Annotated in this window: 11 protein-coding genes and 7 tRNA genes; 5 read left to right on the top strand and 13 right to left on the bottom strand. The window is 65.2% G+C overall.

Annotated features, from left to right (window positions below; all coding sequences use genetic code 11):
* Window positions 1-29: 29 nt before the first annotated feature.
* On the top strand, window positions 30-3,326 hold the full coding sequence (locus KSS95_RS10550) for a PAS domain S-box protein (RefSeq protein WP_217853599.1): 3,297 nt from the start codon (window positions 30-32) through the stop codon (window positions 3,324-3,326).
* Window positions 3,327-3,974: 648 nt separating this feature from the next.
* On the opposite strand, the gene KSS95_RS10545 is transcribed toward KSS95_RS10550, so the two are convergent.
* The 12 genes from KSS95_RS10545 to gltX form a co-directional block, all read right to left on the bottom strand.
* A complete protein-coding gene (locus KSS95_RS10545) occupies window positions 3,975-4,418 on the bottom strand; it encodes an Hsp20 family protein (protein WP_134693298.1) in 444 nt (147 codons plus the stop codon).
* A gap of 167 nt (window positions 4,419-4,585) precedes the next feature.
* A complete protein-coding gene (locus tag KSS95_RS10540) occupies window positions 4,586-5,557 on the bottom strand; it encodes a tRNA dihydrouridine synthase (RefSeq protein ID WP_217853598.1) in 972 nt (323 codons plus the stop codon).
* 52 nt (window positions 5,558-5,609) lie between these two features.
* Window positions 5,610-6,044: an acyl-CoA thioesterase gene (locus KSS95_RS10535; protein WP_134693300.1), complete on the bottom strand. Its 435-nt coding sequence runs from the start codon at window positions 6,042-6,044 to the stop codon at window positions 5,610-5,612.
* A 45-nt stretch (window positions 6,045-6,089) separates the two neighbouring features.
* Window positions 6,090-6,923, bottom strand: coding sequence for an alpha/beta fold hydrolase (locus KSS95_RS10530; RefSeq protein WP_217853597.1), 834 nt, complete (start codon window positions 6,921-6,923; stop codon window positions 6,090-6,092).
* Window positions 6,924-6,948: 25 nt separating this feature from the next.
* Window positions 6,949-7,488 (bottom strand): TetR/AcrR family transcriptional regulator, encoded by a 540-nt coding sequence (locus KSS95_RS10525; RefSeq protein ID WP_217853596.1) that lies wholly within the window; start codon window positions 7,486-7,488, stop codon window positions 6,949-6,951.
* A 168-nt stretch (window positions 7,489-7,656) separates the two neighbouring features.
* Window positions 7,657-7,732 (bottom strand) — tRNA-Glu (locus KSS95_RS10520).
* 41 nt (window positions 7,733-7,773) lie between these two features.
* Window positions 7,774-7,849 (bottom strand) — tRNA-Ala (locus KSS95_RS10515).
* A 66-nt stretch (window positions 7,850-7,915) separates the two neighbouring features.
* Window positions 7,916-7,991 (bottom strand) — tRNA-Glu (locus KSS95_RS10510).
* A 42-nt stretch (window positions 7,992-8,033) separates the two neighbouring features.
* Window positions 8,034-8,109 (bottom strand) — tRNA-Ala (locus KSS95_RS10505).
* Window positions 8,110-8,160: 51 nt separating this feature from the next.
* A tRNA-Glu gene (locus KSS95_RS10500) sits at window positions 8,161-8,236 on the bottom strand.
* A 72-nt stretch (window positions 8,237-8,308) separates the two neighbouring features.
* Window positions 8,309-8,384, bottom strand: a tRNA-Ala gene (locus KSS95_RS10495).
* 323 nt (window positions 8,385-8,707) lie between these two features.
* Window positions 8,708-10,189, bottom strand: coding sequence for a glutamate--tRNA ligase (gene gltX / locus KSS95_RS10490; RefSeq protein ID WP_217853595.1), 1,482 nt, complete (start codon window positions 10,187-10,189; stop codon window positions 8,708-8,710).
* A gap of 144 nt (window positions 10,190-10,333) precedes the next feature.
* Here gltX and KSS95_RS10485 point away from each other — a divergent pair, with 144 nt between their 5' ends.
* Both KSS95_RS10485 and KSS95_RS10480 read left to right on the top strand, forming a co-directional pair.
* A complete protein-coding gene (locus KSS95_RS10485) occupies window positions 10,334-11,383 on the top strand; it encodes an HlyD family secretion protein (protein ID WP_217853594.1) in 1,050 nt (349 codons plus the stop codon).
* Entirely contained in the window at window positions 11,373-12,923 is a 1,551-nt protein-coding gene (locus tag KSS95_RS10480) for an MDR family MFS transporter (protein ID WP_496198558.1), read from the top strand. The genes KSS95_RS10485 and KSS95_RS10480 overlap by 11 nt, the downstream gene beginning before the upstream one ends.
* Window positions 12,924-13,073: 150 nt before the next feature.
* Here the strand turns inward: KSS95_RS10480 and uvrB are convergent, their stop codons facing one another.
* On the bottom strand, window positions 13,074-15,089 hold the full coding sequence (gene uvrB, locus KSS95_RS10475) for an excinuclease ABC subunit UvrB (protein WP_217853593.1): 2,016 nt from the start codon (window positions 15,087-15,089) through the stop codon (window positions 13,074-13,076).
* 286 nt (window positions 15,090-15,375) lie between these two features.
* Here uvrB and KSS95_RS10470 point away from each other — a divergent pair, with 286 nt between their 5' ends.
* Both KSS95_RS10470 and KSS95_RS10465 read left to right on the top strand, forming a co-directional pair.
* Window positions 15,376-16,572, top strand: a complete 1,197-nt coding sequence (locus KSS95_RS10470; protein WP_217853592.1) for an amino acid aminotransferase — start codon at window positions 15,376-15,378, stop codon at window positions 16,570-16,572.
* Between the two features lie 61 nt (window positions 16,573-16,633).
* Window positions 16,634-16,709 (top strand) — tRNA-Asn (locus KSS95_RS10465).
* Window position 16,710: the final 1 nt, after the last annotated feature.

The raw sequence follows: 16,710 nt of genomic DNA, 5'->3' as shown, positions 1-16,710 counted from the left end.
AAGCTTCATTTGCCAAAGGTCTGGTATCGATGCCCAAATCAGCAAACCGCTTTGCGCGCCTGCCCCGCATTCCGGCGGCCGACCCCCAGGAATCGGAGCAGGCCTGGCAGAACGCGCCACAATTGCTCGCCGCGCTCAACGGCGCGCGGCTGGGCGCCTGGCTGTGGGACATCGACAGCGGTCGGGTCAGCTGGTCGCGCGGCACCCAGGCGCTGTTCGGTTTCGACCCGCAACGCCCGCTGCCCAACGACATCGACTACCTCGACCTGCTGCCCGAGGAAGACCGCGCCCGGACCCGCCAGGCGTTCCAGGCGGTGGTCAACGGCGAACCGATCGAGCAGGCCATGCGCCATCGCATCCAGTGGCCCGACGGCAGCATGCACTGGCTGGAGATCAACGGCAGCCTGACCCACGACGCCAACGGCCGGCCGCAGATGATCGGGGTGATCCGCGAGATCACCCGCCAGCGCGAGCGGGAAACCGCGCTGATCAACTCGGAGAAGCGCTTCGCCACGCTGTTTCACCTGAGCCCCAACGCCATCCTCCTGACCCGCCGCCACGACGGCCTGATCATCGAGGTCAACCAGCACTTCGAGCACATGTTCGGCTGGCCGGGGGCCCAGGTGGTCGGCAAGACCAGCCTGGAGCTGGGCCTGTGGGTCAACCCCGAGCAACGCCACCAGGTGCTGGACGCCACCCGCGCCGGCAGCGGCCCGCTGACCCTGGAGGTGCAGTTCCGCGCCACCAGCGGCAAGGTCCACGACGGCATCCTCTGCACCCAGGGCATCGAGATGGAGGGGATCACCTACCTGATCAGCACCTTCGTCGACACCAGCGAGCGCAAGCGCGCCGAACAGGCGCTCAAGGACAGCCAGGAGCGCCTCGACCTGGCCCTGGATTCGGCCCAGCTGGGCACCTGGGACTGGCACATCCCCAGCGGCATGCTCTACGGCTCGGCCCGCGCCGCCCAGTTGCACGGCCTGGACCCGGTGCCGTTCCACGAGTCGTTCGAGGCATTCTTCGAAGGCGTGCCCGAACAGGAACGCAACGCCATGCGCCAGGCTTACCGCAGCCTGCGCGAAGGGCCCGCCGGCAACTACCAGATCACCTACCAGGTGCAACTGGACAACGGCGCCTCACGCTATATCGAAAGCCGCGCGCGGCTGTACCGCGATGACCAGGGCAACCCGCTGCGCATGGCCGGCACCTTGCTCGACATCACCGAGCAGGTCGAGCGCGAGCAGCGCCTGAGCGCCTCGGAAGAGAAGTTCGCCAGCCTGTTCCAGGTCAGCCCCGACCCGATCTGCGTGACCCGCCAGGACACCGGCCAGTTCATCGAGATCAATCCGGCCTTCAGCCAGACCTTCGGCTGGAGCGCCGCCCAAGTGCTCGGCCACACCGCCGAGGAGCTAGGCCTGTGGGCCGAGTCGGCCGAACGCGCGCAGCGCATCGAACGGGTGATCCGCGACCAGGCCCTGAGCAACGTGGCGGTGGGGGTCAACCATCGCAACGGCACGCCCCTGACCTGCGTGATCTCCAGCCGCCTGATCAGCGTCGATGGCCAGGCCTGCAGCGTCACCACCCTGCGCGACATCACCCAGCAACAGCGCGCCGAGGCCGCGTTGAAGGCCAGCGAGGAAAAATTCGCCAAGGCCTTCCACTCCAGCCCCGACGCCATCATCATCACCGAGCGCCAGAGCGGGCGCTACCTGGAGGTCAACGACGGGTTCAGCCGCCTGACCGGCTACAGCGCCGCCGAGGTGGTCGGGCGCACGGTGTACGAGATCGGCATCTGGGCCGACGAGAAGCAACGTGGCGCCCTGCTCAACGAGCTGCGCGAACGTGGCCGCGTGCACCACCGGGAAATGCTCGGGCGCAACAAGCGCGGCGACATTCTCACCGTGGAAGTCTCGGTGGAGCCAATCAGCCTCAACGAAACCGACTGCCTGCTGCTCACCGCCCGCGATGTCAGCCTGCTGAAGAACGCCCAGGCGCAGATCCGCCACCTGGCCTACCATGACCCGCTGACCAACCTGCCCAATCGCGCCCTGCTGATGGACCGCCTGAGCCAGCAGATCGCCCTGCTCAAGCGCCACAACCTGCGCGGCGCGCTGTTGTTCCTCGACCTCGACCACTTCAAGCACATCAACGACTCGCTGGGCCACCCGGTGGGCGACACCGTGCTGAAGATCATCACCGCGCGCCTGGAGGCCAGCGTACGCCTGGAGGACACCGTGGCGCGCCTGGGCGGCGACGAGTTCGTGGTGCTGCTCAGCGGCCTGGAAGGCAGCCGCGAGCTGGTGGAGGGCAAGGTCCGCGAACTGGCCGACACCCTGCGCGAGCTGCTGGCCGAGCCCATGTCACTGGACGGCCAGCGCCTGCAGGTGACGCCGAGCATCGGCGTGGCGCTGATCCCCGACCACGGCGCCACCCCGGCCGACCTGCTCAAGCGCGCCGACATCGCCTTGTACCGGGCCAAGGACTCCGGGCGCAACACTACCCAGCTGTTCCACACCACCATGCAAAAGGCCGCCAGCGAGCGCCTGCGCATGGAGAGCGACCTGCGCCTGGCCCTGGCCCGGGGCGAACTGGCGCTGCACTTCCAACCCCAGGTCGACGCCCGCGACAACCGCATCGTCGGCGCCGAGGTGCTGCTGCGCTGGCACCATCCGCAACTGGGCCAGCAACCGCCGGCGCAGTTTATCCAGGTGCTCGAGGAAAGCGGCCTGATCCTCGAAGTTGGCAGCTGGATCCTCGACGAAGCTTGCGACGCCTGCGCGCGCATGCTGGCCGACGGCTTGATCGACGCCGACGACTTCAGCCTGTGCGTCAACATCAGCCCACGGCAATTTCGCCAGAACGACTTCGTCGAGCGGGTGCTGCGCAGCCTGGACGACTACCGCCTGCCCCGGCACATCCTCAAGCTGGAGATCACCGAGGGCATCGTCATCCAGAACCTCGAAGACACCATCAGCAAGATGCGCGAGCTCAAGCGCTACGGCGTGAGCTTCGCCATGGACGATTTCGGCACCGGTTATTCGTCGCTGACCTACCTCAAGCGCCTCCCGGTAGACACGCTGAAGATCGACCAGACCTTCGTGCGCGACGCCCCGGTGGACCCCAACGACGCCGAGATCGTCCGCGCCATCGTCGCCATGGCCCGCAGCCTGGAACTGACGGTGATCGCCGAGGGCGTCGAGCTGAGCGAGCAACTGGAGTTCCTCGAGCGGCTGGGCTGCCACCTGTACCAGGGCTACCTGCATAGCCGGCCATTGCCGCTGCCGGAGTTCCGCCAGATGCTGATGGAAACACCGGCGGATTACTGAACACACGCGATCCCTGTAGGAGCGGCCTTGTGTCGCGAAAGGGGTGCGAAGCGCCCCCGGATTCGTGCATCAAGCTGATGTCGCCGGGGCCGCCCTGCGGCCCTTTCGCGACACAAGGCCGCTCCTACAGGGGCCGGCGCTGCCACCTGTACCGGGGCTACCTGCATAGCCGGCCATTGCCGCTGCCGGAGTTCCGCCAGATGCTGATGGAAACACCGGCGGATTACTGAACACACGCGATCCCTGTAGAAGCGGCCTTGTGTCGCGAAAGGGGTGCGAAGCGCCCCCGGATTCGTGCATCAAGCTGATATCGCCGGGGCCGCCCTGCGGCCCTTTCGCGACACAAGGCCGCTCCTACAGGGGCCTGCGCTGCCACCTGTACCAGGGCTATCTGCATAGCCGGCCATTGCCGCTGCCGGAGTTCCGCCAGATGCTGATGGAAACACCGGCGGATTACTGAAAACACGCGATCCCTGTAGGAGCGGCCTTGTGTCGCGAAAGGGGTGCGAAGCGCCCCCCCGGATTCGTGCATCAAGCTGATATCGCCGGGGCCGCCCTGCGGCCCTTTCGCGACACAAGGCCGCTCCTACAGGGGCCTGCAAAGCAGAAAGGGCACCCGCAGGTGCCCTTTCGTTCATCGCGCCGAACTCAATTCAGCGCAGGTTTTTCGCCATTGATCGGGATACGCTTGGCCTTGGCTTCTTCCGGTACCACGCGCAGCAGTTCGATGCTGAGCAGGCCGTTGGCCAGGCCCGCGCCCTTGACCTCGATGTGGTCAGCCAGGCGGAACGACAGCTTGAAGGCGCGCTGGGCAATGCCCTGGTGCAGGAAGGTGACGCCTTCGCTGCTGTTGTCGCGCTTGCCACCGATCACGGTGAGGACGCCTTTTTCAACCTGCAGGTCGAGGTCCTGTTCCTGGAAGCCGGCGGCGGCAACCACGATGCGGTATTGATCATCGCCATGCTTTTCCACGTTGTAGGGCGGGTAGCTGCTACCGGCCTCGTTACGTGCGGCGGCTTCGAACAGGTCGTTGAAACGGTCGAAACCCACAGAGTTGCGGAAAAGAGGTGCGAGAGAGAAAGCGGTGGTCATGGTCATGAACTCCTGAGATTCAGCAAGTAAAGTCATTACGCGACCCGACTTCGGCATCGCGTACTCAAGAGATATGTCCGGGCAAAAAGCTTTCAAGGGCTGGCCTGAAAAATTTTTCGACTGGGCATGGCATCGTGGGAGCGGGCTTGCCCCGCGATAACGTCGGCTCAGGCGACACAAGCCTCGACGGCCTGCTTCTGAACCCCCAGCAACCCACTGATCCGCTGGCAATCATCCTCCCTACGCAGCTCGGCAAACAACGCCACCGCCTCCGGGTAACCCCGGGTCAACATCGCCAGCCACTGCTTCATCCGCCCCGGCGCGTAGCGCGGCGACAGCTTGTCCTGGGCCTGGCGCCAGAACTCGCGCAGCAGCGGCAGCAGCTCTTCCCAGCTCATCGGCTGGTACTCGACGCCATCGCGGGCCGCGGCGATCTGCAGGGCCAGGTCCGGGCGCGACACCAGCCCGCGCCCCAGCATGATGTCCTGCGCCCCGCTGACCTCACGGCAGCGCCGCCAGTCGTCGACGGTCCAGATCTCGCCATTGGCGAACACCGGCACCTTGACCACATCCTGCACCCGCGCCACCCACTCCCAATGGGCCGGCGGCTTGTAACCCTCGACCTTGGTGCGCGCATGCACCACCAGATGCGCCGAGCCGCCCTCGGCCAAGGCCCGGGCACAATCGAGCGCGCCATCGGGGCTGTCGTAGCCCAGGCGCATCTTGGCCGTGACCGGGATATGCGCCGGCACCGTCCGGCGCACCTCAGCCACGATCGCATGCAGCAACTCGGGCTCCTTGAGCAGCACCGCCCCGCCCCGCGACTTGTTGACGGTCTTGGCCGGGCAGCCGAAGTTCAGGTCGATCACCGGCGCGCCCAGCTCGCAGGCCAGGGCCGCATTCTCGGCCAGGCACACCGGGTCGGAACCCAGCAGCTGCACACGCATCGGCACGCCTGCCGCCGTGCGCGCGCCCTGGCGCAGCTCCGGGGCCAGCTTGTCGAACGACGACGCCGGCAGCAGGCGGTCGCAGACGCGAATGAACTCGGTGACGCACCAATCGATACCGCCCACCCGGGTCAGGACGTCGCGCAGGATGTTGTCGACCAGCCCCTCCATGGGGGCCAGGGCAATTTGCATGTCAGGGTCTCGCCGCGAAAAAGGCGGCAGTCTAGCAAAAATCCGCCGCCGTTCAGCTGCCGATCAGCGCCGGGCCATAACCGTCAAGGAACTCCGCCGGCATGCGCCGCGGCTTGCCGCTGGACAGCTCGATGCAGGCAAAGGTGGTCTGCGCACGCAGCAAAGTGACGCCGTCGCCCGGGCGCTTGAGCTGGAAACGCCGGGTCATGCGCAGGCGCTGGTCCCAGTCGATGATCCAGGTGGCCAGTTGCAACTCGTCGTCCTCGTAGGCGGCGGCGAGGTAGTCGATTTCATGGCGGACCACCGCCATGGCCCGGTCCAGGCGCCGGTATTCGGCCAGGTCCAGGCCCAGGCGCTGGGAATGGCGCCAGGCGCAGCGCTCCAGCCAGGTGACGTAGACGGCATTGTTGGCGTGGCCGAGGCCGTCGATATCCTCGCTGCCGACGCGAAGGTCGATGATGAATGGTGCTGCCAGATCCCAGCTCATGCCCGCTCCCGCGATTTCAGTGACCGGGCAGAGTGTAACGGATGCTCAGGCGCTTTGCCGCGCGCGCTGGGTGCTGCGCGCCAGCAGCTCCAGCACGGCCTGGCCCAGGCGCGGGTCGGCCAGCAGCCGCAGGTGGCCGCCCGCCTCGAGCAGCAGCAGGCGGCTGTCGAACCAGGCCTTGTGGATCAGCGGGGCTTCGCTGGCCAGAACCAGCTTGTCGTCCTCGGCGTGTACCACCAGCCCGGGTATGTCCAACTGGTAGCCACTGACATCGAGGCGGCTGATCTGCACCCCGACATCGCGCTCCACCTGGCGGATGAACGCCGCCCGCGCGCGCGCCGGCAGGCCAAGACGCCGGGCGAAACCACGCAACACCCCAAGCAGTTGCGCCGGCGCGGCGATACTGACCGCGGCATCGGTGCGCAGCCCCCATTGCAGGGCCAGCAACAGGCTGGCGCCGCCCATGGAGTGGCCGATCACCGCGCGCAGCGGCGGCAGTTCGGCCGCCGCTTCCAGCAGGGCGCGGGCGAACAGCACCACATTGGCCTTCTCACCCGGCGAACGGCCGTGCCCCGGCCCTTCCAGCGAAACCACGGTGTGACCGCTGTCGACCAGGGTATCGATCAACGCGGCAAACTGGGTCGGCCGCCCTTCCCAACCATGCAGCAACAGCACGGTCGGGCCCTGGCCCCAGCGCAATGCCGACAGACCGAAGCGCAGGGTGATGCGCTCGGCCTTGGCCAGCAGCGGCAGCTCCCACGGCTTGGGCGGCAGGCTGCGTGGGCTCATGAAGGCACGGCGCATCCTGCCGGCAACATGTTCGGGGGCCAGGTGGCCGAGGGTGCCGTTGACACCGCGAATCCAGCTGAGGGTCGTCATCGCCTTGCTCCAGGGGGTCGGGGGGTCAGATCACTGCCGATTTGGCAGCACGCAGGATCCGGTCGGACAGCTCGCCAGGCCCCAGGGCACGGGCCAAAGACAGGCCACCGATCATCAGGGCCAGGTCGGCGAGCGCCTTGTCGATGTCCTCCGGGCGGTCGACCATTTGCGCGGTCATCAGCTCGATATGCTCGCCCAGCACCTCACGAAATGCGTCCGGCAGGCGCTGCATCTCGCCCAGGGCGCTGGGGATGGGGCAGGCCTGCACTTCAGCGTCACGGTGCTTGCGCGACAGGTAGAACGCCGCAGCCAATGCCCGTCGCTCGGTACCCAGCAGCTTCGGGTCGAGCTGGTCCAGCAAGGCCCGGCGCTCATCGAGCAATTGGCGAAACGCCTCGAGCATCAGCTCGTCCTTGCTCTGGAAGTGAGCGTAGAAGCCCCCCACGGTCAACCCGGCAGCGCCCATCACCTGGCTGACGCTGGGCTCGGCGGGCCCCTGCTGGATCAGCGCTCCGCGGGCAGCCTCGAGGATGCGTTCGCGGGTTTGGCTCTTCTTGTCGCTCATGGCTCACCTCAAATATTATGATCGACATATTATGCTCATCATATTTATTGGCAAGCAGAATTTTCGCCCAGGGTTCGCCGCGGCAGTTTTTCGGGAAGGCGGAAAAACAAAAGGCCCATTCAATAATCGAATGAGCCTTATAAGTCCCGCAAAACGCGGGTAAAAAAATGGCGTCCCCTAGGGGACTCGAACCCCTGTTACCGCCGTGAAAGGGCGGTGTCCTAGGCCACTAGACGAAGGGGACTTAACCTTCGTGCCGTTACGTTTTCACGCAACGTGGCGAATTGGTGGAGCTAAGCGGGATCGAACCGCTGACCTCCTGCATGCCATGCAGGCGCTCTCCCAGCTGAGCTATAGCCCCGAGTAAAACAAAAGGCTCATCCATCTGATGATGAGCCTTTCAACTCCCGCAAAACGCGGGTAAAAGTGGCGTCCCCTAGGGGACTCGAACCCCTGTTACCGCCGTGAAAGGGCGGTGTCCTAGGCCACTAGACGAAGGGGACGTAACCTTCGTGCCGACCCGCTTTCGCGAATCGCGGCAAAATTGGTGGAGCTAAGCGGGATCGAACCGCTGACCTCCTGCATGCCATGCAGGCGCTCTCCCAGCTGAGCTATAGCCCCGGATTTCTAGCCTCTCGGCCCAGCGACAGTGCAACATCGCTTGTGCAAAACTGGCGTCCCCTAGGGGACTCGAACCCCTGTTACCGCCGTGAAAGGGCGGTGTCCTAGGCCACTAGACGAAGGGGACGAACCTTCTTACCTTCAAGACCCGTTTGCTGGAACCGGTCTTGCCTGACGGCCTTGGCCATCAAGCGGAATTTGGTGGAGCTAAGCGGGATCGAACCGCTGACCTCCTGCATGCCATGCAGGCGCTCTCCCAGCTGAGCTATAGCCCCACAATGTCGCTTTGAACCGAAGCGCTGGCTGGGTGCCTGGCGTTTCGTTTGCGTTCATCGCTGTGGACGGGGCGCATATTAAGATCGGATTGCGGGGCTGTCAAACGAATTTTTGAAATTATTCAAAATTTTTTTCACAGATAACAATCACTTACCGCCCTGCCCCGATGTACTTCGCAACCTCGCCCCCTGTAGGAGCGGCCTTGTGTCGCGAAAGGACCGCAAAGCGGTCCCTCGTTTTCAGCATCAGTGCATCGATCGCCGGGGCCGCTATGCGGCCCTTTCGCGACACAAGGCCGCTCCCACAGTACAGCGCAAGGCTATCAGGCGATGTTGGCCAGCAGCTTTTCCCACTCCTTGTTTTCTTTCTTCGACACGCCGCCGAGCAAGTCCAGGGCCTGGCGCAGGCGATAGCGAGTCAGGTCAGGGCCGAGGATTTCCATGGCGTCGAGCACCGACACCGAGCTGGCCTGACCAGTAATGGCGGCGAACATCAGCGGCATGGCGTCACGTAGCTTGAGCTCCAGCGCCTCGACCACGGCCTGGATGCACCCGGTGATGCGCTCCTTTTCCCACTGGCGCAGGCTTTCCAGCTTCCACAGGATCAACTGCATCACCTGGCGAACCTGGTCGGCGGACAGCTTCTTGCTTTCGAACAGCTTGGCGTCGAGCTTGAGCGCGCCTTCGAAGAAGAAGCCGCCCAGCGGCGCGATCTGGCTGAAGGTTTCGACCCGGCCCTGCACGTGCGGGGCGATCTGCATCATGTAGTCGCTATTGAACGCCCACTTCTGCACCCGCGCGGCGAACTCCTGCACCGGCAGCTCACGCAGCCACTGGCCGTTGAGCCACGACAGCTTCTCGATGTCGAAGATCGGGCCGCCCAGGGAGATGCGCGACAGGTCGAAGTGCTCGACCATTTCGGCCAGGGAGAACTTCTCGCGCTCGTCAGGCATCGACCAGCCCATGCGCCCGAGGTAGTTGAGCATCGCCTCGGGCATGAAGCCCATGCGCTCGTAGAAGGTCACCGAGGTCGGGTTCTTGCGCTTGGACAGCTTGGACTTGTCCGGGTTGCGCAGCAGCGGCATGTAGCACAGCTTGGGCTGCTCCCAACCGAAGTACTCGTACAGTTTGATCAGCTTCGGCGCCGACGGCAGCCATTCCTCGCCGCGCAGGACGTGGGTGATGCCCATCAGGTGGTCGTCGACCACGTTGGCCAGGAAGTACGTCGGCAGGCCGTCGTTCTTCATCAGCACCTGCATGTCCATGCGGTCCCACGGGATCTCGACGTCGCCACGGAGCATGTCCGGCACCACGCAGATGCCTTCGCTCGGCACCTTCATGCGGATCACGTGCGGCTCGCCGGCAGCCAGGCGGCGCTGCACTTCGTCGGCGCTCAGCAACAGGGCGCGGCCGTCGTAGCGCGGGGTCTCGCCGCGGGCCATCTGCTCGGCGCGCATCTGCTCCAGCTCTTCGGCGGTGCAGAAGCAATAGAAGGCGTGGCCGGCATCGACCAGTTGCTTGGCGTACTGGGCGTAGATCTCGCCACGCTCGCTCTGCCGGTAGGGGCCGTGCGGGCCGCCGACATCCGGGCCTTCGTTCCATTCGATGCCCAGCCAGCGCAGGGCGTCGAAGATCTGCTGCTCCGACTCGCGGGTCGAGCGCAACTGGTCGGTGTCTTCGATCCGCAGGATGAACTCACCGCCGTGCTGCTTGGCGAAGCAGTAGTTGAACAGGGCGATGTAGGCGGTGCCGACATGGGGGTCGCCGGTGGGCGATGGCGCGATACGCGTGCGAACGGTGGTCATGGTGAGTCTCGAACGAAGATTCAAACAAAGGCCGAATGTTAGCAGGGAGCGGGCACCGGGCTCCAGCAATGGCGCTATCGTCACTTGTGAGCCTGCCGGGTACCGCTGTTAAATTTGCTTACACTTTTGCAATCCTGGTTGCCCATGCCCGCCCAACTCAAACGCCGCCTGCTGATCTTCATCACCCTGGTGCTGCTGGTCGCCCTCGCCTTCCTGGCCCACTGGTACTTCAAGGGGCGCTTCTACGAGAGCACCGACAACGCCTACGTCCAGGGCGAGATCACGCGTATCTCCAGCCAACTGGGCGCGCGCATCGACCAGGTGCCGGTGGAGGACAACCAGCATGTGCGCCAGGGCGATCTGCTGGTGCGCCTGGAGACGGCTGACTTCGAGCTGGCCGTGGCCCGCGCCCGCGCCGCCCTGGCCACCCGTGAAGCGGAGCTGGCACAGGCGCAGAGCCGCCTGACCCAACAGGGCAGCCTGATCGCCGCCGGCCAGGCCCAGGTGGCGGCCAACCAGGCCACCCTCGACCGCTCGCAGCTCGACCTCAACCGCGCCCAGGCCCTACGCAAGCCCGGCTTCGTCTCCGAGGAGCGGGTCACTACCCTGGCGGCCGAAAGCCACGTTGCCCGTTCGCAGGTGGACAAGGCCCTGGCCGACCTCAAGGGCCAGCGCCAGCAGGTCGATGCGCTGAGCGCCGAGCTCAAGCGCCTCGACGCGCAAATTGCCAACGCCCGCGCCGACCTGGCCCAGGCCGAGCTCAACCTCACCCGCTGCGCCATCCATGCGCCGATCAGCGGCACCATCGGCCAGCGCAGCGCGCGCGATGGCCAGGTGGTGCAGGCCGGCGCCTACCTGCTGTCGATCGTCCCGGACGAGGACATCTGGGTGCAGGCCAACTTCAAGGAGACCCAGATCGGCAGAATGCACCCCGGCCAACGCGCCGAACTGCTATTCGACAGCTACCCCGACACGCCCATCGAAGCCCGCGTCGACAGCCTGTTCGCCGCCTCCGGCGCGCAGTTCAGCCTGCTGCCGCCCGACAACGCCACCGGCAACTTCACCAAGGTGGTGCAACGTATCCCGGTCAAGCTGACCTTCGCCGCCGACAACCCGCTGCATGGCCGCATCCGCCCGGGCATGTCGGTCACGGCCACGGTCGACCTGCGCGACGGCAACGCGGATGGCCGGTGACCCACTGCTGCGCCCCACGGCCGAGCCGAGCCGGCGCGACTGGATCGCGGTGATGAGCGTGATGCTGGGTGCCTTCATGGCGGTACTGGACATCCAGATCACCAACTCGTCGCTCAAGGACATCCAGGGCGCGCTGTCGGCGACCCTGGAGGAAGGCTCATGGATCTCCACGTCCTACCTGGTGGCGGAGATCATCATGATCCCCCTCACCGCCTGGCTGGTGCAGCTGCTCTCGGCACGGCGTTTGGCGGTGTGGGTATCGCTGGGTTTCCTGGCCTCATCGCTGCTGTGCTCGATGGCCTGGAACCTGGAAAGCATGATCCTGTTCCGCGCGATGCAGGGCTTCACCGGCGGCGCGCTGATCCCGCTGGCCTTCACCCTGACCCTGATCAAGCTGCCCGAACACCACCGCGCCAAGGGCATGGCCATGTTCGCCATGACCGCCACCTTCGCCCCTTCGATCGGCCCGACCCTGGGCGGCTGGCTGACCGAGAACTGGGGCTGGGAATACATCTTCTACATCAACATCCCGCCGGGGCTGGTGATGATCGCCGGCCTGCTCTACGGCCTGGAAAAGAAGGCCGCGCACTGGGAGCTGCTGAAAAGCACCGACTACGCCGGCATCGTCAGCCTCGGCCTGGGCCTGGGTTGCCTGCAAGTGTTCCTCGAGGAAGGCCATCGCAAGGACTGGCTGGAATCGAGCCTGATCGTCGGCCTTGGCACGGTCGCCCTGCTCAGCCTGATCCTGTTCGTGATCCTGCAGTTCTCCCGTGCCCATCCGCTGATCAACCTGCGCATCCTCGGCAACCGCAACTTCGGCCTGTCGAGCATCGCCAGCCTGGGCATGGGCGTGGGGTTGTACGGCTCGATCTACCTGCTGCCGCTGTACCTGGCGCAGATCCAGGGCTACAACGCCCTGCAGATCGGCGAGGTGATCATGTGGATGGGCATCCCGCAGTTGTTCCTGATTCCGCTGGTGCCGCAATTGATGAAGGTGATCTCGCCCAAGGTGCTCTGCGCCCTGGGCTTTTGCCTGTTCGGCGTGGCCAGTTTCAGCTCCGGGGTGCTCAACCCCGACTTCGCCGGGCCGCAGTTCAACCAGATCCAGGTGATCCGCGCCATTGGCCAGCCGATGATCATGGTCACCATTTCGCTGATCGCCACGGCGTATATCCAGCCACAGGATGCAGGGTCGGCATCGAGCCTGTTCAACATCTTGCGCAACCTCGGCGGCGCCATCGGCATCGCCCTGCTGGCAACGCTGCTGGATGCGCGCACCAAGGTGTATTTCGACTACCTGCGCGAGGCGTTGGTACCGAGCAACCCGCAGGTGGCCGAGCGCCTGGCGCAACTGACCGAGCGCCTGGGCAGCGACAACGCCGCGCTGGGCAAGCTGAGCGAAATCACCCACCAGCAGGCGTTGATCATGGCCTACAACGACGCCTTCCATTTTGTCGGGATCGGATTGGCGGTGAGCATGTTGGCGGTGTTGCTGACGCGCAAGTTGCCGCAGGGGTTGAAAACGGGCGAAGCGCACTGATCGAGTTACACCTGACCTGTTGGAGCGGCCTTGTGTCGCGAAAGGGCCGCAAAGCGGCCCCGGCAAGTTCTGCCTTGACGCAGAGATCCTGGGGCTGCTGCGCAGCCCTTTCGCGACACAAGGCCGCTCCTACAAGGATTGCATAGGGCTTTAGCTAGCCAGCAAGCGCTCACGCAACTTGCCGATCTCGTCGCGCAGCTGCGCCGCGGCCTCGAACTCCAGGTCGCGGGCGAACTGAAACATTTTCTCTTCCAGCTGCTTGATACGCTTGGTGATCTCGGCCGGGCTCTGCAGCTCGGCCTCGTAACGCCCGGCCTCCTCCGCGGCCTTGGCCATGCCCTTGCGCTTCTTGCTGCGCGCCCCCGGCACGGTGGCGCCTTCCATGATGTCGGTGATGTCCTTGACCACCCCCCTGGGCACGATGCCGTTGGCCTGGTTGAAGGCCAACTGCTTCTCGCGGCGACGCTCGGTCTCGTCGATGGCGCGCTGCATCGAGCCGGTCATGTTGTCGGCGTAGAGGATCGCCTTGCCGTTGAGGTTGCGCGCGGCGCGGCCGATGGTCTGGATCAGCGAACGCTCGGAGCGCAGGAAGCCCTCCTTGTCGGCATCGAGGATCGCCACCAGCGACACCTCGGGCATGTCCAGGCCCTCGCGCAGCAGGTTGATGCCCACCAGCACGTCGAAAGTGCCCAGGCGCAGGTCGCGAATGATCTCGACCCGCTCGACGGTGTCGATGTCCGAGTGCAGGTAGCGTACCCGCACATCGTGATCGGCCAGGTAGTCGGTAAGGTCCTCGGCCATGCGCTTGGTCAGGGTGGTGGCCAGCACCCGCTCGCCCTGGGCGACGCGCTTGCCGATCTCCGACAGCAGGTCGTCGACCTGGGTCAGCGCCGGACGCACCTCGACCTGCGGGTCGACCAGGCCGGTCGGGCGCACCACCTGCTCGACCACGCGCCCGGCGTGCTCGGCCTCGTAGGGCCCCGGGGTGGCGGAAACGAAGATGGTCTGCGGACTCACCGCTTCCCACTCGTCGAAACGCATCGGCCGGTTGTCCAGCGCCGACGGCAGGCGGAAGCCGTATTCCACCAGGGTTTCCTTGCGCGAGCGGTCGCCCTTGTACATGGCGCCGACCTGCGGAACGCTGACGTGGGACTCGTCGATCACCAGCAGGGCGTCGGCCGGCAGGTAGTCGTACAGGGTGGGCGGCGGCGCCCCGGCCGGACGCCCGGAGAGGTAGCGCGAGTAGTTCTCGATGCCGTTGCAGTAGCCCAGCTCGAGGATCATCTCCAGGTCGAAACGGGTGCGTTGCTCCAGGCGCTGGGCCTCGACCAGCTTGTTGTGCGTGTTCAGGTACTCGAGCCGGTCCTTGAGTTCGTCCTTGATGCCCTCCACCGCGTCGAGCAGGGTCTCGCGCGGGGTTACGTAGTGGCTCTTGGGGTAGAAGGTGAAACGCGGCAACTTGCGGATCACCTCGCCAGTCAAAGGATCGAAGGCGGCGATGTTCTCCACCTCGTCGTCGAACAGCTCGATACGAATGGCCTCGAGGTCGGATTCGGCCGGGAAGATGTCGATCACGTCGCCCCGCACCCGGAACGTGGCGCGGGCGAAGTCCATCTCGTTGCGGGTGTACTGCAGGTCTGCCAGGCGGCGCAGCAGGGCGCGCTGGTCGAGCTTGTCGCCGCGGTCGACGTGCAGGACCATCTTCAGGTAGGTCTCGGGGCTGCCCAGGCCGTAGATGCACGAAACGGTGGTGACGATGATCGCGTCGCGCCGCTCCAGCAGCGCCTTGGTCGCCGACAGGCGCATCTGCTCGATATGGTCGTTGATCGAGGCGTCCTTCTCGATGAAGGTGTCCGACGACGGCACATAGGCTTCGGGCTGGTAGTAGTCGTAGTACGAAACGAAGTACTCCACCGCGTTGTTCGGGAAGAATGCCTTGAACTCGCCGTACAACTGGGCCGCCAGGGTCTTGTTCGGCGCCAGCACCATGGTCGGGCGCTGCACCTGCTGGATCACGTTGGCGATGCTAAAGGTCTTGCCCGAGCCGGTCACCCCGAGCAGGGTCTGGTGCGAAAGGCCGGCGTCGATGCCCTCGACCATCAGGCGGATGGCCTCGGGCTGGTCGCCGGCCGGCTGGAATCGGGTGACGAGCTGGAACTCGGACATGACGGACCTCGTGGATGTCGCGGCAACTGTAAATTTAGCCAGTAGTCTATACCCAAATGCGCGCATCGGGCGTGGCTTTCACGGCCCAGTTGTCAACGCGCATTGCAATGGACCGGCAATTCGACCAATGGTCGAAAAATTTTTGCGCAAACCGCTGGAAAAGCAGCGACAGACTGTCGCGGTGACCGGTCGGTATCACTATACTGACTCCCCGTTTGTGCACCGCTTCAGTGCCTTCGGCTGGAGCGTGCCCCCCTATCACTCTCCTATCAGAGCCAAGGTAACAATGAGCCTGTTTTCCGCTGTCGAGCTGGCACCCCGCGATCCCATCCTGGGCCTCAACGAAGCATTCAACGCCGATACCCGCACCGACAAGGTGAACCTGGGCGTGGGCGTTTACTGCAATGAGGAAGGCCGCATCCCGCTGCTGCGCGCGGTGATCGAAGCCGAGACCGCGCGTGCCGCCCAGCACGCCTCCCGCGGCTACCTGCCGATCGACGGCATCGCCCAGTACGACCAGGCCGTGCAAAAGCTGATCTTCGGTGCCGAGTCGCCGCTGCTGGCCGCCGGTCGCGTGGTCACCGTGCAGGCCGTTGGCGGCACCGGCGCGCTGAAGATCGGCGCCGACTTCCTCAAGCGCCTGCAGCCGGGCGCCGTGGTCGCCATCAGCGACCCGAGCTGGGAAAACCACCGCGCCCTGTTCGAGAGCGCCGGCTTCCCGGTGCAGACCTACCGCTACTACGATGCCGCCAGCAATGGCGTCAACCGCGCCGGCATGCTCGAGGACCTGAACACGCTGCCCGCCGGCTCGATCATCGTCCTGCACGCCTGCTGCCATAACCCGACCGGCGTCGACCTGACCCTGGACGACTGGAAGAACGTGCTGGAAGTGGTCAAGGCCAAGGGCCACGTGCCGTTCCTCGACATGGCCTACCAGGGTTTCGGCGACGGCATCGACGAAGACGCCTTCGCCGTGCGCCTGTTCGCCGAGTCGGGCCTGGAGTTCTTCGTTTCCAGCTCGTTCTCCAAGTCGTTCTCGCTGTATGGCGAGCGCGTCGGCGCGCTGTCGATCGTCACCGCCTCGAAGGACGAGAGCACCCGCGTGCTGTCGCAGGTCAAGCGGGTGATCCGCACCACCTACTCCAACCCGCCGACCCACGGCGCCAGCATCGTCGCCGCCGTGCTCAACAGCGCCGAACTGCGCCAGATGTGGGAAACCGAGCTGGCCGAGATGCGCACCCGCATCCACGGCATGCGCAAGCAGATGGTCCAGTTGCTGGCCGAGTACGGCGCCAACCGCGACTTCAGCTTCGTCGGCCGCCAGGTCGGCATGTTCTCCTACTCGGGCCTGACCGTCGACCAGGTCGCACGCCTGAAGAACGAGTTTGGCATCTACGCCCTGGACACCGGTCGCATCGCGGTCGCCGCGCTGAACCAGAGCAACATCCACGTGGTCACCAAGGCCATCGTCGAGGTGCTGTAACTGCTTGATTGTCCGAGGGAAGCTTGACTTCCCTCGGGCCATGGGTAAGATACGCGCAGATTCCGCGATAGCTCAGTCGGTAGAGCAAATGACTGTTAATCATTGGGTCCCTGGTTCGAGTCCAGGTCGCGGAGCCAA

This window comes from Pseudomonas muyukensis (genome assembly GCF_019139535.1).
GTDB classification, from domain to species: domain Bacteria; phylum Pseudomonadota; class Gammaproteobacteria; order Pseudomonadales; family Pseudomonadaceae; genus Aquipseudomonas; species Aquipseudomonas muyukensis.
Note: the sequence above shows the minus strand (reverse complement) of the source record. Positions and strands in the feature narration are given on the sequence as shown.